10 protein-coding genes are annotated in these 16,710 nt (G+C 55.6%); 6 read left to right on the top strand and 4 right to left on the bottom strand.

The features are described 5' to 3' along the window. The first annotated feature begins 103 nt into the window (after positions 1 to 103). The 3 genes from GSQ62_RS01610 (at position 104) to GSQ62_RS01600 (ending at position 5,605) form a co-directional block, all read left to right on the top strand. The gene (locus GSQ62_RS01610; RefSeq protein ID WP_161887885.1) at positions 104 to 1,213 is read left to right on the top strand and encodes an acyloxyacyl hydrolase; all 1,110 of its coding nucleotides are present in this window, start codon (positions 104 to 106) and stop codon (positions 1,211 to 1,213) included. 128 nt (positions 1,214 to 1,341) lie between these two features. Continuing rightward, the gene (locus GSQ62_RS01605) at positions 1,342 to 1,980 is read left to right on the top strand and encodes a hypothetical protein (RefSeq protein WP_237586895.1); all 639 of its coding nucleotides are present in this window, start codon (positions 1,342 to 1,344) and stop codon (positions 1,978 to 1,980) included. Positions 1,981 to 2,203: 223 nt separating this feature from the next. Next, positions 2,204 to 5,605: a sensor histidine kinase gene (locus GSQ62_RS01600; RefSeq protein ID WP_161887884.1), complete on the top strand. Its 3,402-nt coding sequence runs from the start codon at positions 2,204 to 2,206 to the stop codon at positions 5,603 to 5,605. A 9-nt stretch (positions 5,606 to 5,614) separates the two neighbouring features. On the opposite strand, the gene GSQ62_RS01595 is transcribed toward GSQ62_RS01600, so the two are convergent. The 3 genes from GSQ62_RS01595 to GSQ62_RS01585 all read right to left on the bottom strand — a co-directional run bounded on the left by GSQ62_RS01595 (position 5,615) and on the right by GSQ62_RS01585 (position 8,949). Further along, on the bottom strand, positions 5,615 to 6,739 hold the full coding sequence (locus GSQ62_RS01595; RefSeq protein ID WP_161887883.1) for a class I SAM-dependent methyltransferase: 1,125 nt from the start codon (positions 6,737 to 6,739) through the stop codon (positions 5,615 to 5,617). 385 nt (positions 6,740 to 7,124) lie between these two features. Next, positions 7,125 to 7,649, bottom strand: a complete 525-nt coding sequence (locus GSQ62_RS01590; protein ID WP_161887882.1) for a GreA/GreB family elongation factor — start codon at positions 7,647 to 7,649, stop codon at positions 7,125 to 7,127. A 106-nt stretch (positions 7,650 to 7,755) separates the two neighbouring features. Continuing rightward, positions 7,756 to 8,949, bottom strand: a complete 1,194-nt coding sequence (locus GSQ62_RS01585; RefSeq protein ID WP_161887881.1) for a Pycsar system effector family protein — start codon at positions 8,947 to 8,949, stop codon at positions 7,756 to 7,758. An 867-nt stretch (positions 8,950 to 9,816) separates the two neighbouring features. On the opposite strand from GSQ62_RS01585, the gene GSQ62_RS01580 reads away from it, so the two are divergent. From GSQ62_RS01580 to GSQ62_RS01570, 3 genes are all read left to right on the top strand, one after another. Beyond that, positions 9,817 to 12,735, top strand: a complete 2,919-nt coding sequence (locus GSQ62_RS01580) for a malectin domain-containing carbohydrate-binding protein (RefSeq protein WP_161887880.1) — start codon at positions 9,817 to 9,819, stop codon at positions 12,733 to 12,735. A gap of 259 nt (positions 12,736 to 12,994) precedes the next feature. Then, a complete protein-coding gene (locus GSQ62_RS01575) occupies positions 12,995 to 14,638 on the top strand; it encodes an ABC-F family ATP-binding cassette domain-containing protein (protein WP_161887879.1) in 1,644 nt (547 codons plus the stop codon). A gap of 70 nt (positions 14,639 to 14,708) precedes the next feature. Then, positions 14,709 to 14,918, top strand: a complete 210-nt coding sequence (locus tag GSQ62_RS01570; protein WP_161887878.1) for a zinc ribbon domain-containing protein YjdM — start codon at positions 14,709 to 14,711, stop codon at positions 14,916 to 14,918. A gap of 121 nt (positions 14,919 to 15,039) precedes the next feature. On the opposite strand, the gene GSQ62_RS01565 is transcribed toward GSQ62_RS01570, so the two are convergent. Then, positions 15,040 to 16,695: a carboxylesterase/lipase family protein gene (locus GSQ62_RS01565; RefSeq protein WP_161887877.1), complete on the bottom strand. Its 1,656-nt coding sequence runs from the start codon at positions 16,693 to 16,695 to the stop codon at positions 15,040 to 15,042. Positions 16,696 to 16,710 lie beyond the last annotated feature (15 nt).

Raw genomic sequence — 16,710 nt, 5'->3', positions numbered from 1 at the left:
GGCAGGTATCCCGTTCCACAAGCAAAAACACTAACTTAGCACTTGCCCTGATTGTTTGAGATTCGGGCCATATACTCCTGCTGTTATTGGTTTGCCAATGCCTTTGTACTTGAAGTTTGCTGCGATTACCCTGCTGCTGCTTATAAACTGCCTGCCTGTGGCCTGTGCGCAGCACGCACATCCGCAGGAGAAGGCGCCCTGGTCGTTTGGGATGAACGGCTATTATGGCGCCCTGTTCCGGTACAAGAGCGGTTTGCCAACCCTTAGTTTCACAAACCCGGTGGGGGTGGAGGCGTATGCCAATCGCCACACGCTCGGAAACCGGCCATGGGAGGTGAAGTACCGGTACCCGCTGCTGGGCTTTGGTTTTTCCTACTACAACTACGGCGTGCCGGACGAACTGGGGGAGGCGTTCTCCCTTACTACTTATCTGGACAATGCACTGGTGCAGGGCCGGAAGAACAGCCTGCGCTTTAACCTCGGGGCAGGACTTGTCTACTCCACCCGCTATTATAAGCCGGAGACAAATGAGGGAAACAAAGCCATCGGCAATCCGCTTGCCTTCGTGCTGCGCGGCACGCTGCGGTATGAGTTTCCATTAAGCCGCAACACCTATATGAATGTGAACTTCGCATTCCGGCACTTCTCCAACGGCGGCTGGGACAAGCCGAACAATGGCATGAACTTCCCTTTGCTGGGGCTGGGGCTGCGCTACCAGAAGCGGGCGGCGGTGCGGCGGATGCCGGCCGAAGGCTTACCGCCGGAAACAGACAGAAGCACGCACCTGAACCTGCGGTTTGGGGCTGGCGTGAAAGAGGTGCTGCTGATAGACACCAAGCATCCGGTGTATAACCTGTCGGTATATGGCAGCAGAAAGCTCACCCGTACCAACACCCTTCTGCTGGGCGCGGACGGCTTTTATGACACCGCCTTGCGGGAAGAGTTTATCAATGTAGGGCGGCCAGTGCCGGACGGGGAACTGGATGCCCGGATGGCAGGCGTCACCGTCGGTCACCAGCTGCACCTGGGGCGGCTGTCGCTGGTGGTGCAGCTGGGGCGCTACCTCTACCAGCCGCTAAAGCTGTTCCCGGACTATTACCAGCGCTATGGGCTGCAATACGATGTGACACAGCACGTTTCGGCCAGTGTGATGCTGCTGGCGCACACGCGTACCGCCAACGTGGTGGAGTGGGGGCTAGGCTTGCAACTGTAGGCGCAGGTGTCCGTTAATATCCATAATCCCGGAAGAGATTTATGCAAAGTCTTCTTTGATAAAAAGCAGGCGCTATTTTTTGATATCGATTTTATATTCATTAAATTCATATAATATTGAATTATCCTATGAGAGAATCTTCAATCCTGCTATCTGATACATCACTGGCTAGTGTTGTTATTACAGCGGCCCTGCTGTTTACCGGAGTTAGTGCACAGGCGCAATCCAAAGCCCCCTCACCCGAGGCCCAGATAAAGGCCGCCGTGCTGGCTGCCCCGGCAGAGAAGCGGGAAGGCGCGGCCGTGCTTGGCTATAACCAACAGGGCGAGTTGGTGGAGCTGCGGAAAGGCACTAACGAGATGATCTGCCTGGCAGATGATCCGAACCAAAAGGGCTTCTCCGCCTCCTGCTACCACCGTGAACTGGAGCCGTTCATGGCCCGGGGCCGTGAACTCAGGAAAGCCGGTAAAGCATCGCAGGAGATTTTCGATACGCGGGAGCAGGAGGCCAAGAGCGGAAAGCTGCCCATGCCGAAGCAAGCCTCCACGCTTTTTGTCTACTCGGCGGAGGAGGATCAGGTAAACCCCACCACCGGCGAGGTGAAGGACGGCTACCTGCGCTATGTGGTCTATATACCTTACGCCACCGCCGAAAGCACCGGTCTGCCGCTGAAGCCCGAGGCACCCGCCATGCCCTGGATCATGCACCCCGGCACCCATGGAGCGCATATCATGATTAGCCCCCCCAGGAAGAAGGAAGCCGAATAACCGGGTATGGCAGGCAGCGGCAAAGCTGAATTTTATCAAGCAGCCTTGCCACTGCCCTTGGTTTTCCTGGGTCCCGGACGCGCTGTTCTGTCGGAGGTGTTTACAACTCCTAGGTACTGGATTCCGCCATGCGTGAGCGGCGGTTACAGGTTTTTCGTCTTGTTCCGGTTCGTCGCGTAGCGCCCCGTGCTCCGGTAGCGCTGAAATCCAATCCAGTAATGCCATGCTATCCCGCCTCTCCCGCTCAGTTGCTGTCTTTATCAGTTTCTGTGTTTTTTTCGTCAGCGGCCTGTCTGCCCAGGACCTGACCTTTGTGAAAGTGCCCCTGTCCCAGAGCAACGGCTTGGGGCTGATCGCGGGGATGACCCAGGACAGGCAGGGCTTCCTGTGGCTGGCCACGCATACGGGGCTGCACCGCTACGACGGCTACGAACAAGTCACCTACATCAACAACAGGTACGATGACAACTCCCTGGGCGACAACCGGCTGGAGTGCGTGCTGGCCGACAGGAACGGCTATATATGGATTGGCGTCTGGACGAAGGGGCTGGACCGGTTCGACCCCAGGACAGGCGTTTTCACACACTTCCGGCACAACCCGCTGGTGCCGAACAGCCTGAGCGACGACGTGGTGACCGCGCTGCTCGAAGACCGGGAGGGGAATATATGGGTGGGCACCCACAAAGGCCTCAACCTGCTGCACCCCGAAACCGGCACTTTCACCCGTTACGAGCACGACCCCTCAAACCCCGGGAGCATCAGCGACAACAAGGTAAGGGCGCTGTACCAGGATCGGCAGGGAGCTATATGGGTAGGCACGGGAAGCCCCTGGGAGTCGAAGCCCGGTGAGGGGGGGCTGAACCGCTTTGACCCGAAGACAGGGACTTTCCAGCGCTTCAAACACGATCCAAACAACCCGAACACGCTGGTATCGAACTGGGTGCGGGCCATTTATGAAGACAGCAGGGGCACGTTTTGGGTGGGCACCTTCGGCGACGGCCTGCACCGGATGAACCGGAAAACAGGTTCTGTTGAGCGTCTGCCCTACGACCCGCAGCGCCTGGACAGGCTGAGCCGCCCGTACGTAGACAAAGAGAAGCAGAACGACGGCGTCAACATCATCCATGAAGACCACGCCGGAGCCATCTGGATCGGCACTTACGACAGCGGGCTGAACCGCTATGACCCCGGGACCGGAAAGGTAAAGCAATACCAGAAAATTTCTGCCAAAACCACCGGACTGGATGATAACAACATCTGGACGGCCTTAAACACCCGGGAGGGCACCCTGTGGTTCGGAACCGCCAACGGCAACCTCTTCCGAACAGATCCGGAGCGCTACCGAATCCCCCACATAGAGACGGGTTCCATCGTGCGCAGCCTCTACGAGGACCCCTCCGGCTATATGCTCATTGGCACCTCTAACGGCCTGATTGTGCGGCATGTCAAAAGCGGCAGGCAGGAGCAGTACGTGCATCATCCGGACGACCCTAACAGCCTAGGCGCTGACACGGTCGCCACCATTTATAAAGACAGCCGGGGAGAATTCTGGCTGGGGCATGCCAGCAGTAAGATTGGCAACGGCTACCTCAGCCGGTTTAACCTGCAGACCCGCACCTTCACCAGCTACAGACACGACGCCAATGACCCCGCCAGCCTGAGCTACGGCTCTATATATGCCATACTCGAAGACAGCCTCCAGCATATATGGATAGCGACCGGCAACGGCTTGGACAGGCTGGACCGGGAGTCCGGAACGTTTGTGCATTACAGGCAGGACCCTGACGACCTCAGCACCTTGAGCCATAACTCCATCGCGTCTATTCTGGAGGGAGAAAAAGGCTATCTGTGGCTGGGCACGCACCATGCGGGCGGAGTAAATTACTTCAACACCCAGACCGGCCGTTCGAAAAAGTACCTGCTGGGCAAAATCATATGGCAGCTGTACCGGGATGCCGCAGGCGTGATTTGGGCGGCAACAGAGAATGCCGGGGTATACCGCTACGACAAGGCGTCTGATGCTTTCCTGCCTTTTCCACTGGAGCTGAACGAGGACGCCATCAATGCCATGGGCGTGGTGGAGGATAACCAGCAGAACCTTTGGTTCAACACGAGGCAGGGGCTCCTGAAGATAGACAGGCAACGCAGCAACGCACAGTTGCTGCGCGAGCCGTATGGGGTGCAGCCGGGTGCGTTGTCTTTTCTCTCCGCCTACAAAGGCCGCGACGGCAGGCTTTATTTCGGGAACAGTTCGGGCTATTATGCGTTTTTCCCGCAGCAGTGGCACCGGAACAACCAGCCGCCGCGCATCACTTTTACAGGGTTGCGCCTGTTCGACGAGCCTGTGGTGCCCGGCCCTAGAAGCCTGCTGAAGGCGCCGCTGAGTGAAATAAGCGGCATTGAGCTAAAACCAGACCAGAACGTTTTCACGATAGACTTTACCGGCATCCACTTCAGCAACCCGGAGCAGAACAGGTTTTTATACAGGCTGGAGAACTATGACCATGACTGGCGCGCCGCCAGGTCCGCGCGCACCGCCTCGTATTACAACGTGCCTCCCGGCCATTATGTCTTTCACGTGAGGGCATCAAACAACGACGGTGTGTGGGCGGAGAAGACACTGTCCATCTATATAAAACCTCCCTGGTGGAATACCTGGTGGGCGTACGTGCTATATGGCGCCCTGCTGCTGGCCCTCGTCCTGACCTTTAACCGGCTGCAGCGCCAGCGCCTGGTGGCGCGGGAGCGTTACCGGGCACGGGGCCGCGAGCTGGAGCAGGCGCGCGAGATTGAAAGAGCCTATCAGGAGCTGAAGCAGACGCAGGCGAAGCTGGTGCAGCAGGAGAAGCTGGCCTCGCTGGGGGAACTCACGGCAGGCATCGCCCACGAAATCCAGAACCCCCTGAATTTTATCAACAATTTTGCGGAGGTGAGCGCCGAACTAACCGATGAGCTGCAGCAGGAGTTGCCTGCACAACCTGAGGGTGAGGCCAAATCTATCATAGCCATGCTCAGGCAAAACCTGGAGAAGATTATATACCATGGCCAGCGCGCCGACAGCATTGTGAAAGGCATGCTGCAACACTCCCGCTCCAGCAGCGGGCAGAAAGAACTGACAGACCTGAACGCGCTCACAAACGAATACCTGCAGCTTTCATACCACGGCCTACGCGCTAAAAACAAGGGGTTTTGCGTAACCATCGAAACGAGTTATGATAAAACATTGGAGAAAGTGGCGGTAGTGCCGCAGGAACTGGGCAGGGTCTTGCTTAACTTGTTCAGCAACGCATTTTACGCCGTGCAGCAGAAACAGAAACTGGCCGGTGCCGGCTACGAGCCTAAAGTGGAGGTGAGCACCTGTCGCAGGGAGGGGCTGGTGGAGATAACGGTGCGCGATAATGGCATCGGGATGCCCGAAAAAGTGAAGAACAAAATATTTCAGCCTTTCTTTACCACCAAACCCACGGGCAGCGGCACGGGGCTGGGGCTCTCGCTCAGCTACGACATCATCGCGAAAGGGCACGGTGGGGAGCTGCGGGTAGATACGGCGGAAGGGGAGTACACGGCATTTACCATTCAGCTGCCAGTTACTGTTGTTTCACCGCTTCAACCCGTGGTTGTCTGATATGGGACGCTAGGCTGGCTGCGGCTGCGGGATGTATTTCACGATGGAGGTGGGACTCACCTTCCGGACTGTCTGCATGGTTTTGCCGTTCAGGAGCTGCACCTTTCCCTGGTCGCGCAGGTGCTCAAGGGCCGCCAGGTAATTATCCAGGGTGTAGGGCGTGTTGAGGCTATGCCATTCATATATCTTCTCCACCGGTTTGAATTTGTACTGCGCCGTACTGTCGGCCAGCGCATCGGCCAGTTTTGCCACCGTGTGCGCCGGGCGGTGCTCAAATAACGCCAACTGGTGCTGCGGCCCTTGGCTGGAAACGAACAGCGGCACTCCGTCCGGCTGGTAGGCTGTATAGGGCAGCAGCAGCTCTTTAAAGCTGTGGTAGGCGGCCGCGTCGGCGGAGGCGAACAGCAGGTAGTGGCTGGCATTGTCGGTGCCGGGCGCGTTAATCCGGAACAGGAGTGTGTACAGGTTTTGCTCCCGGAGCAGGCCCTGCAGGTGCTGCAGGATATAAACTTCCTGCCTGCCCTTCTCCTTTTCTTTCCTGCAGAAAGCGCTGATTTGTTGTAGCCGCGCTCCCAGTAGCGCGCTCATGGCCTGGCTCACCTTTTTTCCGGCCACAGCTTTGCGGAGGTTGCCGGGGTCGAGGAGCAGAAACATATCGGTCTGTGCAGTAGTGAAGGCTTTTAACAGCGTCTCCTGCGCATAGCCATGGCTGAAGGGGTCCATGAAGACCAGGGCGGGCGGACCGGCGGAAAGCATTTCTCCGAGCAGCCTCCTGTTTTCCGCTTCGTGCAGAAAAGCCGGTTGCTTGGCAAACTCTCCATATACCGGCAACTGCTCCGCCTCCTGTGCCAGCCTGGTAAGTTCCGGCCTTGCAGAATCCCCGAAGTAGAACCGCAGCGCCTCGGGCAGCCCGTTACGCCTTAAGGCGCAGCGTAGGAGTTTCTGATGAATTGCCTGCTGTGTCTGCGTATCTTGTCCTGCCGCAGCATTCAGGTCTATAAAAAGAAGCGGCTCTTTGGAGTCGGTCAGTCTTGCAGCCCATTGCCTGTCGCCCCAGGCCCTGAGATACCTGACAAGCAGTTCCTGCTTTACCTCCGCAAAATGGCGCTGTTCCCCGAAAAAATCTGTAGGCACTGTGGCTGGCATAGGTATATAGGAACTACCTCTATATAAGTAAAAGGACACCAGTAACACGACTTTAGACACAAGACTATTTATGCTATACCTAGTTGATATACACAAAGTAGATGTGTAATGATTTTACGAACAGAGCAAGTTAATTTTGTCCTTTTACTGATATATACAGGATGCGTGCTTTCTAAATCAGGTAGATATATAGCATGGCTTTGGTGCAAGCACAGGCCTTACAAAAATACTGCCTGGCGAAACGTCAAGTGCCGCTAATTTACTTAGTATTTTGGAGAGGATACCTAAAATATGTAGTTTTTATTTCTCTTCTGGCGTCTCGTCTCCCGCTTTTATAGAATTTTTAAAGCGTGCAGCGTTGTGCTTCAGCTGTTTAGGTGGTGCCATACTGAACCGCTACCACTTCCAGCACTTCGTCTACTCGGCCAATGCGCAACTTTACGGTTTGCCCCACACGAAGGCCTGTCACGGCCCGTGCGATGGGCGCTAAAAAAGCAACCTTGCCGTCTGCCACCGAGGCTTCGTCTACCCCTACGATGGTGAATTGCTGCACTTTGCCTGGGCGGCTTCCGCTGATGGTGCACAGGGTTACCGTTGCCCCAAAGCGAACTTCGTCGGTGGGCTGCGCCTGCGGGTCAATCACCCTGGCGCTTGCCAGCCGCTGGTTTAGGGCCTGGAGTTGCGCGTGGAGGACGGTGAGACGCCGGGTGCGTTCCGCTTCTTCCTCCCGGTCAGCTTCTGCTTTTGCCCGCTCTGCCTCCAGTGCTGCAAGTTCGGCGCGCAACTGTGCCAGCCCCTGCGGCGTCACATAATTGGGTGTCCCCGGGGGTAGAGGGGCACGCGGCGGAATGATAGGCGGTTCACCTGAATTATCTTCTTTTACAAAAGCACGGCTCATGCCTTGCTAAACGCTCCAGCGCCTGCATGGTTACCTGCGCCACTGGCAGTTGAATCATTGCATGTATGCCGGGAATTACTGAAAGAATAATAGATGGAGCGAGCCGCTACTGTGGCGGGGCCAGGAAGAGCCAGGCAAAGGCATAGCTCAGAAGCACCACGACAAAGCCTACCATAAAAATGGTATAGGAGATTTTGAGCAGGCGGTATTTTTTTGCGAGCACCTTCCCCTGCATGTAAATGTTGCTAATCATGCTGTTGTACAGATCATCGTTCTTGTACATAATGCTCCGGATGCCGTCCTTGTAAGACTCTGGAGTCAACTGCACAAAGTCACCGAAGAAGAGGTAGTCCAGCGTGCCTTCTCCGGCGGTCCTTCTTTTGATGTTGGGGCGGGTGGAGAGCACCGCGAACACAATCGTGAAAACGCAGACCAGCGTGAGCAGGATGGAGGGGATGATCAGGTGCGGCACCTCGTCAAATTTCCGGACAAAGGAGGATATCATGATGGAGGCGATGATGGCGTTGATGGAAATCATCAGGTTAGCCTTGCTGTCGGCCATCACGCTGAGTTGCAGGTGGCTGGCCATGGTGGTCCTGAACATGGTTTCGATACCCTTTCCCGCTTTCTGCGCCCTTTCTTTTTCCAGGCCTCTGCGCAGAGTTAAGTTTTCTTCCCAGAGTGCCTCCAGTTCCTCGTTGTCTTTAGAGAATTCCCTTCGTTTTTTCTTCAGCAGTTTCAGGTTGGCTTCCTTGCCTTCGGTGTAGGTGCGTTTGGCGTACTTGGTAAAGAAAGCGTGCTGCTTCAGCAGCGCCCGCTGGCTTTTTATCCATTCATAGGCGTCTGTTTTTTTTCCAGTGTCAGCATTCATCTGCTTCTCAGCCTGCGCCAGGTAATCCGGGTCTGCCATAAAGCTGGACACCGCATCGCACAGCACCTCTTCTTTTTTGCTCTGCGGGCGCTGGGGGTAGTGGCTGGCGGCAACGCACTGCTGCACGGCTTCGGTTTCTTCGCCTGACAGGCCGTTGAGCTGCAGAAATTCGGAAGCGGGGACCAGGGGCGGTAAGGGGGCTGGTGCCTCCGTCGCTATATAACTGATGTCGTGCAGCCAGGCGGCCAACAGCACCAGCCGCATGTCCTCTTCGCCCAGAGCGCATGCCGCCCCGATTTCCTGAGTCCGAGCCACAAGCGCCTGCGTGTGGGATAAGTTGTGCAGGGCGTTTGCAGCATCGCCTGCGCGGGAGAACTGCTGTGCTACAAAGGCAGGAGCCTTTTCCAGAATATCGGTTTGCGTTATCATGCCCACTTCTTTACATTATTTTCGTGCTTTATCCGGTCTTTTCCCGTCGCTTCTTCTTATGGCCCTGCCATCTTTTGCGGGTATATAATTTAGTAAATTGATTCAAAATATAAGCAGTATAATTAAATTTAAATACCGGAGGCCAGCATGCTTTTTATATATCCACCTGAGCTATATATAATTCAGCCGAGCCAGCAGGAGCAGAAGGTAGTATCGGATTAGTTACTCGTCCTATTCAGCTTTGCTGTTTTAGTGGAATAGTTCCATTGCATGGAAAAATAAAATTTTATGTTTTTATAAAAAATTGCCTTTTATTTATGAATTAAATTTAAACATCAAACAATATAACAAAGCATATATAAAAGAGTAAGCCCCATGCTTTTATAGGAGAAACAGTAAACAAAACGTGCCGCTGTGCAAACATTAAGGTTAGTATATCGTAACGATTATACTTGCCATATACACCCTGGCTGCCGCATCAGGAGAAGATGCAACTGTATCCGGAATGAAAATATACATCCACTTTCTGATTCGCGCTTTTCAGCACCTGCAAAAGCCTGCCTATATAGCCGGTCTTTCTCTGACGCTCCCTTTAGCCGAAATTATGCTGCGGGCAAGGCCTTCTCTCCGGCCTTGTGCCTCAGATGCCGCTTGTTTAACCTGTCGCTGATTCTTTACCTAATTTATTCTCTCTGTATACGCTGTATTCCTCAGGCACTAGACTAGTGAAATTTACATACGAAGGCCGGTTCACCAAAAAAAGATGCTGCTTCGGGTCGTACTGGCAACAGTAAGAAAACTCCGCACGTTACCTGCTATTGTGCCTTTTATATGCCTGAGGATATACACCCCTTTATTCCTTCCAATATGAAAACATTTTACACACACTTCCTGCTTGCATTGGTGTTGCTGGTTTGGGCCGCGCCTGCCATGTCCCAGTCTAAAACGGCTTTAGGCGCCGCAGCCGATGTGGCTGGCCTGTTCAAAGCAAAGTCTGAAATCGGGAAAACAAAAGCGAATAACCGGCTGATCAGCCACCTGGTGCCGGGCCAGGACCCGTTGGTGCTCAAGATCAAGAAAAGCAAAAAGGAAGGCGCGGCTGACGTCTATATAGGCGGGGTGGAAGGCCGGAAGCACAGCACCTTCTTTTTGAAAGTAGATAAAGGAAAACTGGACGGTTACGTTCTATTAAAGGAGCAGAAGAAAGCCTATAAATATGCCTCCGGAGATGACGGTCAGGCCTACCTGCAGGAGGTGGACATAGACAAGGTGGTGTGCGTGGAGTACCAGGAGGCACCGGCGGAGAGCGCCAGCGCCACAGGCGCCAGCGACGGCACGGCACTGGTTTCAACAGACCTGCAGAGCCTGCCCGGCGCGTCGGCAGTCGTGCTGCTGGATTTTAACGGCCAGTACGTGAACGGCACTTACTGGAACGATGGCGGCGAGATCAATGCGGCACCCGCCAACCTGAGCGAAGCAGAAATCATAGAGGCCTGGAAGCTGATCAGCGAGGACTTCAGGCCCTTTACCATCAACATCACCACCAGCGAATCTGTCTATCTCAGCGCCCCCGCCACCAGCAGGATGCGCGTTATCTTTACGCCCACCGATTTCTTTTACCCCGGCGCAGGCGGCGTGGCCTATACCAACTCGTTTACGTGGGGCAACGAAACTCCCTGCTGGGTGTTTAACAGCAGCGCCAAATACGCAGGCGAGGCAGGCTCACACGAAATCGGCCATACGCTCGGCCTGTCGCACGACGGGCGCACGAACCCTTCCGAGGCGTACTTCTACGGGCAGAATTCCTGGGCACCCATCATGGGCGCCGGGTATTACAGCGAGCAGGTGCAGTGGAGCAAAGGGGAATACGCGTATGCCAGCAACCTGGAAGACGACCTTAGCATCATCGCCGGGCAGAATGGCTTTGGCTACAAGGCCGATGACCACGCGAACACCCATGCCAGCGCCACGCCGCTGCCTGCCGATAACACAGGCTCAGCACCGCTAAAAGGCATCATCGGAAGCAGAACGGATGTGGACGTGTTCACTTTCCAGACTTCGGGCGGAAATGTGGAGGTGCGGGTGGATCCTTTTCTGACTTATGCCAACCTGGACGTGCTGCTCACTCTGAAGAATTCAGCTGGAACCGCGGTCGCCGTGTCTGACCCTGCCACCGCCGCCGCCGCTATCACCCAGTCATTGCCCGCTGGCACCTATTTCGTGCATATAAAAGGAGCGAAAGGAGCCCTTGGAGCGAATTCCGACTATAACTCGATGGGAGAGTACACCATCAGCGCGAAATACGACGTTCCGGTGGCCGCCGCCAATGCCTCCCTGTTAAATGCAGGTGGCACAGCCCTTACAGACAGTCAGGCGCGTAAATGGGGAGCAGACGCCTATTTCAACGGCGGAACCGCCTCTTCTAAATCCTTTGATGTGCAGGGGACTGCCGATGATGCGCTGTACCTGGCCTACAGGTATGCCGCGTCCGGAGCGCCGTTCAGCTACCGCATCCCGGTGAGCGCAGATGGAGCCTATACCGTCAGGCTGCATTTCCTGGAGCCTTACTTTGGGGCGCCGGGCGGTAAAACAACGGGCCTGACCGGGGCAAGAGTGTTTCATGTGGACATGGAAGGGACGCGGGTGCTGAGCAACTACGACATATACAAGCAGGACGGCGCGGGCAAAGCCGTGGTAAAAACGTTCGAAAATGTTTCTGTTAGCGGCGGCACCCTCGACCTGAGTTTTATTTCCGTCACCAACAACGCTATTATTTCGGCGATAGAGATTGCGCCGGCAGCCTCCTTTACCTTAACAACCAGCACATCCGGCAGCGGCACCATTGCCAGAAACCCGAACCAGCAAAGCTATGCCAGCGGCAAGGTGGTGGCGCTGACGGCGACACCTGCATCGGGTTACCAGTTCTCGGGCTGGAGCGGCGACGCCACAGGCACCGCCAACCCCCTGTCGGTGACGATGAACGGCAACAAGGCGATAACGGCCAATTTTGTGCCGGTGCAGCAGCCTGCCAGCTTGGTAAGTAACGTATCGGCCACCTCCGGAAGAAGCTATGCCTTGGCAGAGTTGGTTGTAGGCGCTAAAATTTATTCCGACCGTACCTACCAGGCCACCACCGTGCCCGCCTCCCTCAGCAAAGCAACGCTTATCAGGACAGCCAACGACGACAAGCGGAGCACTGCTGCCACCCTTCTCACCTTTAAGCTGAGCCAGCAGGCCACAGTATATGTGGCCTATGACCCACGGGCCACAGCGCTGCCTGCGTGGCTGAGCGGCTGGCAGAAAGTTACGGACAGAGTAGGGGTGAACGATTCGAAGATCAGCTACATGAATCTATATAGCAAAACCTTCGCGGCCGGAACCGTGAGCCTGGGTGGGAATATGGTTAGTCCGGCGGCGGGAGCAGAAAACAACTTTTTTGTGCTAACGCAGGCACAGAGTAGCGCAGCGCTGGCAGTTTCTCAGGTGCAGGATGCACAGTCGGTTGCTGAAAATCGCGCGGCAGGGTTGCATCTCAAGGTATATCCCAATCCAAACACGGGCGACAGGGTACATATAAACCTGGAGAACCTGGGCGATGGCGAGGCTGTGACCATCACGGTACACGATGTGCTGGGGCGACTGGTAAAAACAACAGCCGCAGTGGGCAATCATGCTGGTTCGGCCTCTTTTGAGCTGCCTGCGCAAGAGCGTCTTCAACGCGGCTTATATATCGTCAGCGCCAAGGCCGGTAGCCGGAAGCTGCAGGCGAAACTGCTGGTGGAGTAAGCCGGAACCACTTCTGATGCCACAGCGGCTTTTTATCATACCTATATATGAAAAGCCATGATGCAGGTACTGCGCCACTGCCTGCTAAAGCTGGCTGTAGCGGTAAATAATTGATACACCAGGCTATATATAACCGCCCTGCCGCACCAACCCGCGGCAGGGCGGTTATGTTTGTCACGGTAGCCAATTAAAAAGACTAAGCGCCGGTGGCGTGATACTTGTATCCGTTTGCTACCTTTGCAGCTTTAAAATTCAACCTATGATTTCAGTTGACGCGGTTGCCGTAGAGTTTAACGGTATGGCCCTTTTCAGCAACGTTTCCTTTAACATCAACGAGAACGACCGCATCGCCCTGATGGGCAAGAACGGCGCGGGCAAATCCACGCTCCTAAAAATAATTGCGGGGGCGAGCAAGCCTACCAGGGGGAAAATATCAGCCCCCAAAGAGGCCGTGATTGCCTACCTGCCGCAGCACCTGCTCACCGAAGACAACTGCACCGTGTTTGAGGAAGCCTCCAAGGCCTTTGCCAGTGTGCTGGATATGAAGGCGCAAATGGACGCCCTGAACGCGCAACTCGAAGCCCGCACCGATTACGACTCGGACGATTACTATAAACTGATTGAGCAGGTGTCGGAACTGGGGGAGAAATACTATTCCATCGAGGAAATCAACTTTGATTCGGAGGTGGAGAAAACGCTGAAGGGACTCGGATTCTCCAGAGCCGACTTTGGCAGGCCCACCAACGAGTTCAGCGGGGGCTGGCGCATGCGCATCGAGCTGGCCAAGATACTCCTGCAGAAGCCCGACCTGATCCTGCTCGACGAGCCGACCAATCACCTCGACATTGAGTCCATTCAGTGGCTGGAGGATTTTTTGGTGAACAACGCGAAAGCGGTGATCGTGATCTCCCACGACAAAACCTTCGTGGACAATATCACCAACCGCACCATCGAGGTGACCATGGGCCGCATCTACGACTACAAGGTAAACTACAGCCAGTACCTGCAGTTGCGCAAAGAGCGGCGCGAGCAGCAGCAGAAGCAATTCGAGGACCAGCAGAAGGAAATGGCCGATATACAGGCCTTTATCGATCGCTTCAAAGGCACTTACTCCAAAACGCTTCAGGTGCAGTCGCGGGTGAAGATGCTGGAGAAGATGGAGATCATTGAGGTGGACGAGGTGGATACCTCTGCGCTGAACCTGAAGTTTCCGCCGGCGCCGCGCTCCGGCAACTACCCGGTAATTGTGGAGAACCTCACCAAGCGGTATGGCAATCACACCGTGTTTCAGGACGCCTCGCTCACCATCAACCGGGGAGAGAAAATTGCCTTTGTGGGCAAAAACGGCGAGGGAAAATCGACGCTGGTGAAAGCCATGATGGGTGAACTGGAATACGAGGGCAAGCTGCAACTCGGGCACAACTGTATGATCGGATATTTTGCCCAGAACCAGGCGTCGATGCTGGACGAGGACCTGACGGTTTTCCAGACGATAGATGAGATTGCCATCGGCGACGTGCGCACGCGGGTAAAGGACCTGCTGGGTGCCTTTATGTTCAGCGGCGACACGGTAGAGAAAAAGGTCAAGGTGCTGTCGGGCGGGGAGAAGACGCGCCTGGCGATGATTAAACTGCTGCTGCAGCCCGTGAACCTCCTGATACTGGACGAGCCGACCAACCACCTGGACATCAAAACAAAAGACATTCTGAAAGACGCGTTGAAGGCTTTCGACGGCACCCTCATCCTGGTATCGCACGACCGGGATTTCCTGGATGGGCTGGCCACCAAGGTGTTTGAGTTCGGCAACAAGCGCATCCGGGAGCATTTCGAGGACATTAATGGTTTCCTGAGAAACAAGAAGCTGGAGAACCTGCGGGAAATTGAGCGAAAAGTGGCGAAGTAGGCTCTATATATAAAGCCTTATATAAAGAAGGGCAGGAACTTCTAACAATAACTACAAAACAACTGCAACCATGGATGTAAAAGACAGCAACGGCAATATACTCAGCGAGGGCGATGCCGTCACGCTCACGAAAGACCTGAAAGTGAAGGGTTCCTCTATAACCCTGAAGCGCGGGAAAATGGTCAAAAACATTCGCCTGACAAACAACCCCGAGGAAGTGGACTGCCGCATCGACGGCAGCAACATCGTGTTGAAGACCTCCTTCCTGAAGAAAGCGTAGGCCTCGCAGCGCGCGCGCCTGCCCCGAAGCATTTCGGGGGCTCCTGCGAGTGTCAGGATATAAAAGAGCCGCTCCAACTAATGCTGGAGCGGCTCTTTTATATAGGGCTGTATATGCCGGGCTATTGCTTTGCCTGCTTGTCAAGGAACAGGTAGCGTTCGCGGTTGTTGGCTGGCTCCACGCGGGTGTTCACGTCGATGTGCATCACCTTCACGCCATCACCGCTGTAGGCGGCTGGCCACTTCGGCAGGTTTGGTCCGTTGGGGTCGCCTGTCTTGATGAAGTTGGCGAAATAACCCTGCATCACCTCTGAAACCTTGTAATCTTCCGGCTGCCAGGCATATACCTCGTTAGTGGCCAGGTTGCCCATGGCATACTCTATCTCAGCCGAGTGTACCGCGCCGCGCGCCGGGGGCGCTTTGGGGGTTGCTGCATCCGCATTCTTCACCACACCTCCTGCCAGGCCGGGGGTGGCATTGCCCATTTCGGGCCGCATTTCGGGCCGTGGCCGTGCGTACATATACTGGAACACCGGGCTGCTGCCTGTTTGATGGTGCAGGTCCAGCAGTTTCCAGGTGCTGTAGCCGATAAACAAGTCTCCCGCCAAATCTGTGGCAGACGCTATGACTTCTTCCTGCGTCGTAGCCGGGTATAACTTCAATACCTCTGTCGCGCGCTCACCGAAGCGCTGCTGCACTGCCTTGGCATAATTCTCCGGCGTTGGCTCGTCCTGGCCCAGCAGGTACCTGTAATTCATTTCTTCGGAGTTCCAGCCGGCCAGCAGCGGCACGTGCGCCTGCTCGCCCGCCTCAAAAATCGCCATTGGAGATTTTGGCAGGAAATAACCGTCTACGATTGGCCAGAAGCGCGCCGCTCCGGGTTTACCGGCCTCCTCCAGCAGCTTTTGCGCCGGCAAGGCCCGAAATTCTGCCAGTGAATTGGCGCCGATGCTTTTGGCAAATTTCACGCCTTCCTGCTCTGCCTGGTCCAGCGTAACGGTGGGCTGTAGCGCGAGCATGGAGCCGCTCTCGGCAATGGCGCCGTCAATCAGTTCTTTAGACAGGGGAGAGGCCATCTGCGCACTCACCGAAAACGAGCCCGCGGACTCACCCGCGATGGTCACCCGCTCCGGATCGCCTCCGAAAGCCGCGATGTTCTGCTTTACCCATCGCAGGGCTGCGGCTTGGTCCATCAGGCCGTAATTGCCCGAGGCCTTGTGCGGCGACTCCTTTGTCAGCTCGGGGTGGGCCAGAAAGCCGAACACACCAAGTCTGTAGTTCACGGTTACTGCCACGATGCCTTTGGTGGCCATGCTCTCGCCGTCGTAGCGCGGCTCCGAGCCATCGCCGGCTATAAAGCCCCCGCCATAAAAATAAACCAGCACCGGCAGGCGCTCCTGGCCTGTTTTGGCGGGTGTCCATACGTTCAGGTAGAGGCAGTCTTCGCTCACGCCGTTCGAGCGGAAGTTCATGTCGCCGAACACGGGCAATTGCATGGCGCGCGGGCCGAACTGCTTTGCCGGGCGCACGCTCTGCCAGTCTTTCGCCGGCTGCGGGGCCTTCCAGCGCAGGTCACCGACAGGGGGGGCTGCAAACGGCACGCCCTTGAAACTGCGTATCCCGCTTTTTTCAGTGGTGCCTTCCAGTACGCCATTCGCTGTTTTTACCTGGTTAGCGGCCAGAGTGCCGGAAGCTTTGTTTTTCTTCTGCGCAATAGCCGCCGGTGCCATCAGCACGGCCAGCAGCAGGAGCATGCAAATCGGTTTTAAATGGAGCATAAGCAAGGTTTTAGA

This window comes from Pontibacter russatus (genome assembly GCF_009931655.1).
Classification (GTDB): Bacteria; Bacteroidota; Bacteroidia; order Cytophagales; family Hymenobacteraceae; genus Pontibacter; species Pontibacter russatus.
The sequence above is the reverse complement of the archived record's forward strand: the minus strand, read 5'-3'. Positions and strand labels throughout refer to the sequence as shown.

Bases quoted from the DNA above. Each gene is read 5' to 3' on its own strand.
- GSQ62_RS01575 (WP_161887879.1), top strand. From the start codon at position 12,995: ATGATTTCAGTTGACGCGGTTGCCGTAGAGTTTAACGGTATGGCCCTT.
- GSQ62_RS01565 (WP_161887877.1), bottom strand. From the start codon at position 16,695: ATGCTCCATTTAAAACCGATTTGCATGCTCCTGCTGCTGGCCGTGCTG.
- GSQ62_RS01580 (WP_161887880.1), top strand. From the start codon at position 9,817: ATGAAAACATTTTACACACACTTCCTGCTTGCATTGGTGTTGCTGGTT.
- GSQ62_RS01600 (WP_161887884.1), top strand. From the start codon at position 2,204: ATGCTATCCCGCCTCTCCCGCTCAGTTGCTGTCTTTATCAGTTTCTGT.
- GSQ62_RS01590 (WP_161887882.1), bottom strand. From the start codon at position 7,649: ATGAGCCGTGCTTTTGTAAAAGAAGATAATTCAGGTGAACCGCCTATC.
- GSQ62_RS01585 (WP_161887881.1), bottom strand. From the start codon at position 8,949: ATGATAACGCAAACCGATATTCTGGAAAAGGCTCCTGCCTTTGTAGCA.
- GSQ62_RS01570 (WP_161887878.1), top strand. From the start codon at position 14,709: ATGGATGTAAAAGACAGCAACGGCAATATACTCAGCGAGGGCGATGCC.
- GSQ62_RS01605 (WP_237586895.1), top strand. From the start codon at position 1,342: ATGAGAGAATCTTCAATCCTGCTATCTGATACATCACTGGCTAGTGTT.